12 protein-coding genes are annotated in these 11,862 nt (G+C 71.0%); 8 read left to right on the top strand and 4 right to left on the bottom strand.

The genetic code is table 11. The features are described from left to right. Positions 1-3: 3 nt before the first annotated feature. The gene (locus ACFY1L_RS09210; protein ID WP_388820434.1) at positions 4-1,629 is read right to left on the bottom strand and encodes a hypothetical protein; all 1,626 of its coding nucleotides are present in this window, start codon (positions 1,627-1,629) and stop codon (positions 4-6) included. Between the two features lie 150 nt (positions 1,630-1,779). Then, positions 1,780-2,487 (bottom strand): PH domain-containing protein, encoded by a 708-nt coding sequence (locus ACFY1L_RS09205; RefSeq protein ID WP_388820431.1) that lies wholly within the window; start codon positions 2,485-2,487, stop codon positions 1,780-1,782. A gap of 124 nt (positions 2,488-2,611) precedes the next feature. On the opposite strand from ACFY1L_RS09205, the gene deoC reads away from it, so the two are divergent. From deoC to ACFY1L_RS09190, 3 genes are read left to right on the top strand one after another with little or no spacing between them, the layout of a single operon-like run. Beyond that, entirely contained in the window at positions 2,612-3,574 is a 963-nt protein-coding gene (gene deoC, locus ACFY1L_RS09200) for a deoxyribose-phosphate aldolase (protein ID WP_388821162.1), read from the top strand. 5 nt (positions 3,575-3,579) lie between these two features. Further along, positions 3,580-5,016, top strand: a complete 1,437-nt coding sequence (locus ACFY1L_RS09195) for an aldehyde dehydrogenase family protein (protein WP_388820428.1) — start codon at positions 3,580-3,582, stop codon at positions 5,014-5,016. Further along, positions 5,009-5,920, top strand: coding sequence for an aldehyde dehydrogenase family protein (locus ACFY1L_RS09190; RefSeq protein WP_388820426.1), 912 nt, complete (start codon positions 5,009-5,011; stop codon positions 5,918-5,920). The genes ACFY1L_RS09195 and ACFY1L_RS09190 overlap by 8 nt, the downstream gene beginning before the upstream one ends. A 71-nt stretch (positions 5,921-5,991) precedes the next feature. Here the strand turns inward: ACFY1L_RS09190 and ACFY1L_RS09185 are convergent, their stop codons facing one another. Continuing rightward, positions 5,992-6,393, bottom strand: coding sequence for a hypothetical protein (locus tag ACFY1L_RS09185; RefSeq protein WP_388820423.1), 402 nt, complete (start codon positions 6,391-6,393; stop codon positions 5,992-5,994). Between the two features lie 127 nt (positions 6,394-6,520). Here ACFY1L_RS09185 and ACFY1L_RS09180 point away from each other — a divergent pair, with 127 nt between their 5' ends. Further along, on the top strand, positions 6,521-7,156 hold the full coding sequence (locus ACFY1L_RS09180) for a uridine kinase (protein ID WP_388820421.1): 636 nt from the start codon (positions 6,521-6,523) through the stop codon (positions 7,154-7,156). Between the two features lie 196 nt (positions 7,157-7,352). On the opposite strand, the gene ACFY1L_RS09175 is transcribed toward ACFY1L_RS09180, so the two are convergent. Further along, positions 7,353-8,096: a SigE family RNA polymerase sigma factor gene (locus tag ACFY1L_RS09175; RefSeq protein WP_388820418.1), complete on the bottom strand. Its 744-nt coding sequence runs from the start codon at positions 8,094-8,096 to the stop codon at positions 7,353-7,355. 230 nt (positions 8,097-8,326) lie between these two features. On the opposite strand from ACFY1L_RS09175, the gene afsQ1 reads away from it, so the two are divergent. The 4 genes from afsQ1 to ACFY1L_RS09155 all read left to right on the top strand — a co-directional run bounded on the left by afsQ1 (position 8,327) and on the right by ACFY1L_RS09155 (position 11,796). After that, positions 8,327-9,004 carry a two-component system response regulator AfsQ1 gene (gene afsQ1, locus ACFY1L_RS09170; protein WP_046261189.1) on the top strand — a complete coding sequence of 226 codons (678 nt, stop codon included), beginning with the start codon at positions 8,327-8,329 and terminating at the stop codon, positions 9,002-9,004. Then, positions 9,001-10,560 carry an ATP-binding protein gene (locus tag ACFY1L_RS09165; protein WP_388820415.1) on the top strand — a complete coding sequence of 520 codons (1,560 nt, stop codon included), beginning with the start codon at positions 9,001-9,003 and terminating at the stop codon, positions 10,558-10,560. The genes afsQ1 and ACFY1L_RS09165 overlap by 4 nt, the downstream gene beginning before the upstream one ends. Next, on the top strand, positions 10,560-11,162 hold the full coding sequence (locus ACFY1L_RS09160; RefSeq protein WP_388820412.1) for a hypothetical protein: 603 nt from the start codon (positions 10,560-10,562) through the stop codon (positions 11,160-11,162). The genes ACFY1L_RS09165 and ACFY1L_RS09160 overlap by 1 nt, the downstream gene beginning before the upstream one ends. Positions 11,163-11,244: 82 nt before the next feature. Beyond that, the gene (locus ACFY1L_RS09155; RefSeq protein WP_388820410.1) at positions 11,245-11,796 is read left to right on the top strand and encodes a VanZ family protein; all 552 of its coding nucleotides are present in this window, start codon (positions 11,245-11,247) and stop codon (positions 11,794-11,796) included. Positions 11,797-11,862: the final 66 nt, after the last annotated feature.

Raw genomic sequence — 11,862 nt, 5'->3', positions numbered from 1 at the left:
GGCCTACAACAGGATCAGGCCCGCGGTCCAGACGAACGCCACGAGCACGGCCACGGGCCACAGCAGTCGCCTGCGCTCCCGCTCACCGGCGGCGGCGAACGGCCGGTAGGCGGGCTCCCGCCACATCGCCGTGATCTCGGCGGCCGCCCGCTCGTAGGGGTGGATGAAGCCCGCCTTCCGCTCCAGCCAGGGCCAGCGGAAGCCGAACACCGACCACTCGCCGTGGGGCCGACGGCTGTCGATCTTCAGCTCCTGGCCCTTGCACTCGACGACCCGTATGTCGTCCCAGGCGATGTGCCGGGCGCGGCGCAGCCCGTTGAACCACAGGCCGTCCCGGTCGGCGGTGATGCGCCAGGCGAGCCACTTCGGCAGCATCAGCACGGCGACGATCCCCAGAATGCCGCCGACGCCGTACCACCACACGTCGTCCTCGTCCCAGGCGAAGTGCACGGCCCACACCACCGCCATCGCGGCGGTCAGCCAGTCCGGCCAGCCCGAGCGCCACCGCCGTACGCCCTTGCCGGCCACGGCGTAGGGCGCCCGGGCGACGGCCTCGGCGGCGGCGCGGCTGCGCTCCGCGTACTTCGCGTCGAGGGCGGCCCTGCTCTTCTCCGCGCGCAGCCCGCGCCGGACGTGGGGGTCGGACAGAGGCCGTACGGGCCCGATCGACCGCTCCACCGTCGGTTCCTCGCCCGGCTTCTCGGCCGCGCAGACCAGCAGCACCTCGGCGCCCTCGTACGGCGCCCCGTACAGGACGGCCTCGCGCAGCGGGCCGGGTTCGTCGCTGTCGAGCTGGTCGACGAGCTCGTCGAGCTCCTCGTCGTCGAGGTCCTCGTCGTCCTCGTCGTCCACCTCGGTCAACGAGACCGTGAACAGCGGCCGCAGCGCCCCGAGGTCGTCCGCGGCGAACACCTCCGTGTCCACCATCCCGCTGTCGCGCACCAGCACGCGCAGGACGGGCGCCGGCTCCCGGCGAAGCGCCACAGACCTGCGGCGGCCCAGCACCCCGGAGAGCAGCGCGGTGAGGCCGAGTCCGGCGAGGTAGAACCCCGCAGCCGGCCCCACCTGCCGGTCGTCGGCGGCATCGGCGCCGGTGGCGACGACGGCCAGCGCGGTCCCCGCCGCCAGCAGTACGAACCCGACCAGGGTGAAGAACCTCCCGCGCCACAGCGGCCCTTCCGGCAGAGAGGCCGTCACACCGCCGGACGCCGCCAGCGCCGCGTCCGACTGCCGCTTCCGGGCAGCCAGGCGCAGGTGCGTGGCCCGCGCGCAGACCCCCGCGAGCAGGACGCCACCGGGCAGCACCCACACGGACGGCGCCGCCGACGGTGCCGCGACCATGAGGACCTGCATCGCCGCTGTGATCCGTACGACCTCGGGCCGCACCAGCAGCCACACCACCTGCAGCGCGAGGAAGGCCGCGACGAAGGGCTGCACCCCGAAGTCGGCCAGCCCGCAGGCGGCCAACAGAGCGCAGAACTCCACCAGCAGAACCACCCGCCTGGGCACCCGCACCGGCACCCAGCGCGGCGCCAGCGCCTGCGTCCAGCGGCGCGTCTGCTCGCCGTCCCAGGGAACGCATCCATCGGGTGTCGCGGCAGCGGGCAGCGGCCGAGGGCTCGTACTCATCGTTTCCCAGACACTCAGGACCACCGAGGTGGCAGCGGCCCTCGGTTCCGTCCGGGTGGGGGATGGGGATGCCGTCGTGCCCGAGGTGTGAACGCCGATCATGCCCAACGAAACTGTGAAGCGGTAGCCCGCCGAACAGCCCGCCCTGCGTCAGCCGGTCGCCAGCAGAATCGCCAGCAGTACCGCCCCGGCCGCCGCGGCGCCCGCGATCTCGTACGCCCAGCGCACCGTCACCTCGCCCTGCGCCGTCTCCGCCTGCTCGCGGTTCTCCAGCAGCTCGCGCAGGTCGTCCATGACCTTGTCGGACTCGGCGCGCATCGGGCCGTCCGCATCGGCGTCGCCGCGCGAGAAGCCGCCGCCAAGCCCGCCGAAGCCGAAGCCGCCGCCCAGCCCGCCACGTCCGCCGCGGTCGCCCCGCCGCGCGTCCGCCGCCGCCCGGGACGTCCGCCGGGCCGCCTTCTTGCGGGCCCGCAGCGAGACCGGGACGGCCCACAGCTGGTACTTGCTGCCGGACTTCGCCACGACCTCGTTGGAGTAACCGGACCGCAGCGAGGCGATCTGCCCCCACGGCACCACGATCACGCGGAACGGGTTGCGGATGCGCAGCCGCTCCTCGTTGGCGTAGACGGCCGGGCGCAGGGTGAGGGCGGCGACCAGCGGCACGACCAGGATCAGCGCGGCGAGCGCCAGCCACGGCGTACGGCCGTGCCCCTTGACGATCGCGTCGATGCCGAGCCAGCCCGCGATGGCGAGCAGCAGGACACCGCCGACGATGCCCGCGGGCGACCGGTAGACCCGGTCCTTGGACTCGGCTGCCGGGGACTGCGGCGAGGGTGACTGGGGCTCGGGCGTCGTCATGGTCCCGATTCTGCCCGACGCCACCGGCAGCGCTCGTACGCGGTGGCCCAGTAACGGATGAGCATCCAGGGGTTCTCCGGGGGTGTACAGCCGCTACGCGCGTAGATATGCTCGTCTGGTGACCATGCCCACCATTGCACCCAACGCAGCTCACACACTCTCGGACGTCACCTCGTCCGACAGCACGCTGCGCCGCTTCCTCCACGGGCTGCCCGGCGTCGACGCGGTCGGCCTGGAGGCGCGCGCCGCCTCCCTCGGCACCCGTTCCATCAAGACGACCGCGAAGGCGTACGCCATCGACCTCGCCATCTCGATGGTCGACCTGACGACGCTGGAAGGCGCGGACACCCCGGGCAAGGTCCGGGCGCTCGGCGCCAAGGCGGTCCACCCCGACCCGACCGACCGCACGACCCCCGCGACCGCGGCCGTCTGCGTCTACCCCGACATGGTGCCCGCCGCCAAGGAGGCCGTCGCCGGTTCGACCGTGAAGGTCGCCTCGGTCGCCACCGCCTTCCCGGCCGGCCGCGCCGCGCTGCCGGTGAAGCTGGCGGACGTGCGCGACGCGGTCGCCGCGGGCGCCGACGAGGTCGACATGGTCATCGACCGCGGGGCGTTCCTCGCGGGGAACTACCTGAAGGTCTACGACGAGATCGTCGCCGTGAAGGAGACCTGCGGGCCCTCGGCCCGCCTCAAGGTCATCTTCGAGACCGGCGAGCTCTCCACGTACGACAACATCCGGCGCGCGAGCTGGCTCGGCATGCTGGCGGGCGCCGACTTCATCAAGACGTCCACGGGCAAGGTCGCGGTCAACGCCACGCCCGCCAACACCCTGTTGATGCTGGAGGCCGTCCGCGACTTCCGCGCCCAGACCGGGGTACAGGTCGGCGTGAAGCCGGCCGGCGGCATCAGGACGTCCAAGGACGCGATCAAATTCCTGGTCCTGGTCAACGAGACCGTCGGCGATGACTGGCTGGACAACCACTGGTTCCGCTTCGGCGCCTCCTCGCTCCTGAACGACCTGCTGATGCAGCGTCAGAAGCTGGCCACCGGCCGCTACTCCGGCCCCGACTACGTGACGGTGGACTGATCACCATGGCATCCGCATTCGAATACGCGCCGGCACCCGAGTCCCGCTCGATCGTCGACATCGCGCCGTCCTACGGCCTGTTCATCGACGGCGAGTTCGTGGAGGCCGCCGACGGCAAGGTCTTCAAGACCGTCAGCCCCAGCACGGAAGAAGTGCTGTCCGAGGTCGCCCAGGCCGGTTCCGGGGACGTCGACCGTGCGGTGAAGGCAGCCCGCAAGGCGTTCGAGAAGTGGTCGGCGCTGCCGGGCGCCGAGCGCGCCAAGTACCTGTTCCGCATCGCCCGGATCATCCAGGAGCGCAGCCGTGAGCTGGCGGTCCTGGAGACGCTGGACAACGGCAAGCCGATCAAGGAGACGCGCGACGCCGACCTCCCGCTGGTCGCCGCGCACTTCTTCTACTACGCGGGCTGGGCGGACAAGCTCGACCACGCGGGCTTCGGCGCCCGTCCGCGCCCGCTGGGCGTCGCGGGCCAGGTCATCCCCTGGAACTTCCCGCTCCTGATGCTGGCGTGGAAGATCGCCCCGGCGCTGGCGACGGGCAACACGGTCGTCCTGAAGCCGGCCGAGACCACCCCGCTGTCGGCGTTGTTCTTCGCGGACATCTGCCGCCAGGCCGGCCTCCCCAAGGGTGTCGTCAACATCCTTCCCGGTTACGGCGACACGGGCGCCGCGCTCGTCGCGCACCCGGACGTCAACAAGGTCGCCTTCACCGGTTCCACGGCCGTCGGCAAGGAGATCGCGAAGACGGTCGCGGGCACCCGAAAGAAGCTCACGCTCGAACTGGGCGGCAAGGGCGCCAACATCGTCTTCGACGACGCCCCCATCGACCAGGCCGTGGAGGGGATCGTCAACGGCATCTTCTTCAACCAGGGCCAGGTGTGCTGCGCGGGCTCCCGTCTCCTCGTCCAGGAGTCGATCCAGGACGAGCTGCTGGACTCGCTCAAGCGCCGTCTGTCGACGCTCCGCCTCGGCGATCCGCTCGACAAGAACACGGACATCGGAGCGATCAACTCCGAGGAGCAGCTCTCGCGCATCACCACCCTCGTCGAGCAGGGCGAGGCGGAGGGCGCCGAGCGCTGGTCGCCGGCCTGTGAAATCCCCACCTCCGGCTACTGGTTCGCGCCGACGCTCTTCACGAACGTCACCCAGGCGCACCGGATCGCCCGCGACGAGATCTTCGGCCCGGTGCTGTCGGTGCTGACCTTCCGCACGCCCGACGAGGCCGTCGCCAAGGCCAACAACACGCCGTACGGCCTGTCGGCGGGCATCTGGACGGAGAAGGGTTCGCGGATCCTCGCGGTCGCGAACAAGCTGCGCGCAGGCGTGATCTGGTCCAACACGTTCAACAAGTTCGACCCCACCTCGCCGTTCGGCGGCTACAAGGAGTCGGGCTTCGGCCGCGAGGGCGGCCGCCACGGCCTGGAGGCGTACCTCGATGTCTGAGAAGACCGAAAAGACCGAACGGCTGTCGGTCTTCAAGACCTACAAGCTGTACGTCGGCGGGAAGTTCCCGCGTTCCGAGAGCGGCCGGGTGTACGAGGTGAGCGACAAGAAGGGCAACTGGCTGGCGAACGCGCCCCTTTCATCCCGCAAGGACGCTCGCGACGCGGTGGTCGCCGCGCGCAAGGCTGTCGGCCCGTGGTCGGGCGCGACGGCGTACAACCGCGGCCAGATCCTCTACCGCATCGCCGAGATGCTGGAGGGGCGCAAGGCCCAGTTCGTCCACGAGGTCGCCGACGCCGAGGGGTTGTCGAAGTCCAGGGCCGCAGAACAGGTCGAGGCCGCGATCGACCGCTGGGTCTGGTACGCGGGCTGGACCGACAAGATCGCCCAGGTGGTCGGCGGCGGAAACCCGGTCGCGGGCCCGTACTTCAACCTCTCCTCGCCCGAACCGACGGGCGTGGTCGCGGTCCTGGCCCCGCAGGAGTCGTCCTTCCTGGGCCTGGTCTCCGTGATCGCCCCGGTGATCGCGACGGGCAACACGGCCGTAGTGGTGGCTTCCGAGAAGTCCCCGCTGCCGGCCCTGTCCCTGGGCGAGGTCCTGGCCACCTCCGACCTCCCCGGCGGTGTCGTCAACGTCCTCTCCGGCCGTACCTCGGAGATCGCGACGCCTCTCGCGGCCCACCAGGACGTCAACGCGATCGACCTCGCGGGCGCCGATGACGTACTGGCGAAGGAACTGGAGATCGCGGCGGCCGACAACCTCAAGCGAGTTCTTCGTCCACAGCCTGTGGACGAAGTCGACTGGGCGGCGACTCCGGGCATCGACCGCATGACGGCGTTCCTGGAGACGAAGACGGTCTGGCACCCCACGGGTTCCCTGGGCGCGTCCGGCTCGGCGTACTGACGAGCGGCCCGCAGACCGAGAGCCGCGTCCTCCCTCCGTCCGGGGAAGACGCGGCTCTCTCTCGTGCGCCGTCAGCTGAACGAACCGACCGCGGACTCGCCGCCGCCCCCGCCCAGCAGGTTCGCGAACTGCTCCAGGGTCGGAACGGCGCCGACCGGACCCGTCTGGGTGACCGGGCCGGTCAGCCCGGAGAGCGGGACGTCGAAGCCGGGGTTCTTCGGGTCGGCGGCGCCGCGGGTGGCCCGGGTGCTCTTGAGGCCCTGACGGGATCCGGTGACGTAACGGGTCGGCTGCGCAATGCTGTTCTGGTCGATCTTGCTGAGCGAGGTCGGGCTGATGCCCATCACGTCCACCGACGGCTCCGTGCCTGCGGAAGCCGTCGCCGCGCCCGCGCCGAGCGCCGCCGATGCGGTCGCGAGGGCGATCAGGGCGCGCTGGGCGGTGGGGTTGAGGGGGGACGCGTGTCGAACCATGGCTGATGCCACCTTCTGCTGCGCTGGGTAATCAGGTCGACACGAAGGGTAGTTGAGGTGTGATGCGCACTCCAAAGCCGACCCGCAGGGTCGGCAGGGCGTACGGAATACGTCAAACTGGTGTCCCGTGAGCATCCATCTCCCCTCCCCCGCCCGCGTCGTGCTGCTCTGTGGCCCCTCGGGCTCGGGCAAATCCCTCGTCGCCGCCCGCTCCGGCCTCCCCGTGCTGCGCCTCGACGACTTCTACAAGGAGGGTGACGACCCGACGCTGCCGCTGGTGGCGGGGAGCTCCGACATCGACTGGGATCACCCGGACTCCTGGGACACGGACGTCGCGGTCGCCGCGATAGCCGAACTGTGCCGCACGGGCCGTACGAAGATCCCCGTCTACGACATCTCGCTCAGCGCCCGCACCGGCGAGGCGACCGTCGACATCGGCCGCACGCCGCTGTTCGTCGCGGAGGGCGTGTTCGCGGCCGAGATAGTCGAGCGCTGCCGGGAGTTGGGGCTGCTGGCGGATGCGCTGTGCCTGAGCCGGGGCCCGGTCAAGACGTTCCGGCGCCGCTTCGTGCGGGACCTCAAGGAGGGGCGCAAGTCGGTGCCCTTCCTGCTCCGCCGCGGCTGGCGCCTGATGCGCCTGGAGCGCGGAATCGTCGCCCGCCAGACCGCACTCGGCGCCCACGCCTGCGACCGCGACGAGGCCCTGAGCCGCCTCGCGGCGGCAGCGGTGGGCCGGCGTCCGGCGGCCACGCCTACGAGCTGAGCAGCGCACAACGAAAAGCGGGACTGGACGGACCCCCCGGCCCTCCAGTCCCGCTTCTTTTGTGCTTCCCCCGTGGTGGTGCTTCCCCCGTGGTCCCCCGTGACCCCGTTGATCCCCCCCGGTTACTGCTCCCCCGCAGTACCCCCGCTTTCCCCCGTTACTTGCTTCCCCCGTGTTACTTGCTTCCCCCCAACCCTCAGGCGACGAGCTCCCCGAAGGCGTCCTCCTCGTCACGGCCGAAGCTGAGGACCTCGTCCTCGCGCAGCCGGCGCAGGGAGCGCCAGATGCTGGACTTCACCGTGCCGACACTGATGTCGAGGATCTCCGCGATCTCCGGGTCCGTGCGGCCCTCGTAGTAGCGAAGGACCAGCATGGTGCGCTGGAGTTCGGGCAGCCGGGCCAGCGCCTGCCACAGGACCGCGCGCAGTTCGGTGCCGCGCATCGCGTCCGTGTCGCCGGGCGTCTCCGGCAGTTCCTCGGTCGGGTATTCGTTCAGCTTGCGGCGGCGCCACGCGCTGATGTGCAGGTTCGTCATGGTGCGGCGGAGGTAGCCCCCGACCGCGGCCTTGTCGCTGATCCGGTCCCAGGCCTTGTACGTCGAGAACAGCGCGCTCTGCAGCAGGTCCTCGGCCTCGAAGCGGTCACCGGTCAGGTGGTAGGCGGTTGCGTACAGGGAGGCGCGGCGCTCCTGGACGTAGGCGGTGAACTCCGCCTCCGACAGCGAGCGACGCTCCCCCGTGTCCTCCCTGTACGCGCTTCCCCCGTGCTGTTCCCCCGTGAAACCGTCAACCACCGTCATGTACGCGGTGTGCTGACGCCCGGTGCCGCGAGCGCACCCCCGCCCGCTCACGGCACCGGACTTCTCGGAACCCCGGCCCCCGTTCACGTCGTGGAGCCGCGTGATCACTGCGCTAGTGCTGGTGCTGTGCAGCGTGTTCATCTCGCGCCCCCCGTCGTGGACTTCCGGTGTTCGGCTTGCTCAGGCTGTGCTTCCTTGCCTGTGCCGAAAAGCTTGCCCTCGCACCTTCATGGCCGTGTCCGCCGACTGTCACAGACCTGTCACAGGGGTCGGTCGTGGCCGAAGCACAGTGCGGTCACAGAGAAGAGCCGTATGTGCACGTAGACGTACAGGTGTCGAAACCCCACCCCCGATGGGCCAGAATGAGCCCCGTGCCTTCCCTGTTGCTGATCGAAGACGACGACGCCATCCGTACGGCCCTGGAGCTGTCTCTTACACGCCAGGGACACCGGGTTGCCACCGCTGCCACCGGTGAGGACGGTCTGAAGCTCCTGCGCGAGCAAAGGCCGGACCTGATCGTGCTGGACGTGATGCTGCCCGGCATCGACGGGTTCGAGGTGTGCCGGCGCATCCGGCGCACGGACCAGCTGCCGATCATTCTGCTGACCGCGCGCAGCGACGACATCGACATCGTCGTCGGGCTGGAGTCCGGCGCGGACGACTATGTGGTCAAGCCGATCCAGGGGCGGGTGCTGGACGCCCGGATCCGGGCCGTGCTGCGGCGCGGCGAGCGGGAGTCGACCGACGCGGCGAGCTTCGGCAGCCTGGTCATCGACCGCGCGGCGATGACCGTGACGAAGAACGGCGAGGACCTGCAGCTCACGCCCACCGAGCTCAGGCTGCTGCTGGAGCTGAGCCGGCGGCCCGGGCAGGCCCTGTCGCGGCAGCAGCTGCTGCGCCTTGTGTGGGAGCACGACTACCTCGGCGACTCCCGGCTGGTGGACGCGTGCGTCCAGCGGCTGCGCGCCAAGGTCGAGGACGTGCCGTCGTCCCCGACGCTGATCCGTACCGTGCGTGGCGTGGGTTACCGGCTGGACACGCCTCAGTGACCGAAGCGCAAGGGGGGGTTCGCGGCTGGGCCGCGACTCGCAAGGGACATCTTTCACGGCTGCGCTTCACCAGTCTCCGGCTCCGCCTGGTCGTCGTGTTCGGCCTGGTGGCGCTCACCGCGGCCGTGTCCGCGTCCGGGATCGCGTACTGGCTCAACCGCGAGGCGGTGCTCTCCCGTACCCAGGACGCGGTGCTCGCCGACTTCCGGCAGGCGATGCAGACCCGCGCGGGCACCCTGCCCACGCACCCCACCCAGGACGAACTGCAGCACACCGCGGGCCAGATGGCGAACAGCAGCCAGCGCTTCAGCGTGCTGCTCGTCGCCCGGAACCCCGACGGCAAGACGGTGTACGGCAGTTCGGGCGGGCTGGACGGCTTCTCGCTGCAGGACGTGCCCAAGTCGCTGCGCGCTGCCGTGAACAAGCAGCAGACGGTCGACTCCGGCAACAAGTACCCGTACCACCTGTACTGGCAGCGCGTCGTCGACCACGGCACGCCGTATCTGGTGGCCGGTGCGAAGGTGATCGAGGGCGGGGCGACCGGCTACATGGTGAAGTCGCTGGAGCCGGAGGCCAAGGACCTCAACTCCCTTGCCTGGTCGCTGGGGATCGCCACCGGTCTCGCGCTGGTCGGCTCGGCGCTGCTCGCGCAGGCCGCCGCGACGACCGTGCTGAAGCCGGTGCACCGGCTCGGCGTGGCCGCCCGCCGGCTCGGCGAGGGCAAGCTCGACACCCGGCTCAGGGTGTCCGGCACCGACGAACTCGCCGATCTTTCGCGGACGTTCAACGACGCGGCCGAGGCGCTGGAGAAGCGGGTGGACGACATGGCCACGCGGGACGAGGCGTCGCGGCGCTTCGTCGCCGACATGAGCCATGAACTCCGTACGCCGCTCACGGCGATCACCGCGGTGACCGAGATCCTGGAGGAGGAGCTGGAGGCGGAGTCCGGGTCGATGGACCCGATGATCGAGCCGGCCGTACGGCTCGTCGTCAGCGAGACCCGGCGGCTGAACGACCTCGTCGAGAACCTCATGGAGGTCACCCGCTTCGACGCGGGCACCGCCCGGCTGGTCCTGGACGACGTCGACATCGCCGACCAGATCACCGCCTGCATCGACGCCCGGGCCTGGCTGGACGCGGTGGACCTGGACGCCGAGCGCGGCATCCACGCCCGTCTCGATCCGCGCCGCCTGGACGTCATCCTCGCCAACCTCATCGGCAACGCCCTCAAGCACGGCGGGTCGCCGGTGCGGGTCTCGTTGCGGGTGCCGGACGAGGAGATCGTCATCGAGGTGCGGGACCACGGACCCGGCATCCCCGAGGACGTCCTGCCGCACGTCTTCGACCGCTTCTACAAGGCGAGCGCCTCCCGGCCGCGCTCCGAGGGCAGCGGCCTGGGCCTGTCCATCGCCCTGGAGAACGCCCACATCCACGGCGGCGAGATCACCGCCGCCAACTCCCCCGACGGCGGCGCGGTGTTCACGCTGCGGCTGCCGCGGGACGCCTCCTCGCTGACCGAGGAGGCCGACGGCGAGGGAAAGAAGGGGGACGCCTGATGAACGTACGCCGACTGGCCGCGCTGCCCCTGCTCGCCGTGCTCCTGGCCGGCTGCGGCATCCGGGCCACGGAGGTACCCACGGACGCCGGGGCCGCGCCCTCGAAGATCCTTTGCTCGCCGGCCGAGCCGGACGTCTCCACCCAGGCCTCGCGCGGGCTGCCGGTGCAGGTGTTCCTGCTGTGCGGCTCGTCGCTGGTCGCCGTCGACCGGACGGTACGGGTCCCGGACGGCACCGCGGACTCCCAGCGGCGGGTACTGGTGGCCCAGGGGCTGCTGGACCAGCTCGCGGCGACGCCGTCGGCCGCCGAGAAGGAGGCCAGGTACACCACGGACGTACGCGGCGGCATGAACGTCAGCGGCCCGCGCGAGGGCGACCCGGAGGACACGCTGCGCCTGAGCAACCCGCCCGAGGACCTCACGTCCTACGCGCTCGCCCAGGTCGTCTGCACGTTCTCCGACTCGGCGGCGGCCGATGGCGACGGCTCGGTCATCCTCGGCGGGCCCGGCAAGGAACCGCTGCGCCGCTACGAGTGCACGGACGAGGTCCGCTCCCGGCCGGGGACGGAGCAGCCGCCGTCGAGCCAGGTTACGGGCGGCTGACGTACCGGTGTGGCGGAAGCCTCATACAGGTACGTACGGGCGAGCCGGAACCGATCCTGCCGCAGGCCGCGTCTAGGGGGGCGTGCAGCGTCAAGGCTCCATCGGCGGCAGCGCCGCGATCCGCATCCGTGCGACAGGGGGTGTCCTCCTTGTCGCACATCTCGCGTTCGTCGCCTGGCTCACGCTGCGGCCGCTGGACGTGCCCTGGGTGATGCCTCCCAACCTGCATCCGTTCGCCGGCATCCGGGCCGACCTGGCCCTGGGGTGGCCGGAGGCGGCCCGCCGCATCGCCGAGGGCGTCGGCCTGCTCGCGCCGCTGGGCGTGCTGCTCCCGGCGGTCCACGGCCGGCTGTGGGCCTTCCCGCTCGCTTCGCTGGTGCGTACGGTCGCCGCCGGTGCGCTGGTCTCCCTCGGCATCCTGCTGCTGCAGACCGGTGTGCCGGGCCGGGTCCCGGACATCGACTCGCTGCTGATGAACACCGTGGGCGTGGCCCTCGCCCATCTCGCCGTCGTCCCGGCCGCCCGCGCGTGGCTGCGCCGCAGGTCGGAGCGTCGGGAAGGCACGGCCGTCCGCCAGGAGGAAGCGACTCAGGGTCGAACCCCGACGTTTCCCAGGGTCGGGATCGCACCGTAGAGCGACGCTTTGCCCCCTTCGTCTCCGTAGCGTTGAAGGCAGATGAGGAAGCCACACGGGCCGCCT

The organism is Streptomyces sp. NPDC001663 (assembly GCF_042893105.1).
Classification (GTDB): Bacteria; Actinomycetota; Actinomycetes; order Streptomycetales; family Streptomycetaceae; genus Streptomyces.
Note: the sequence above shows the minus strand (reverse complement) of the source record. Positions and strands in the feature narration are given on the sequence as shown.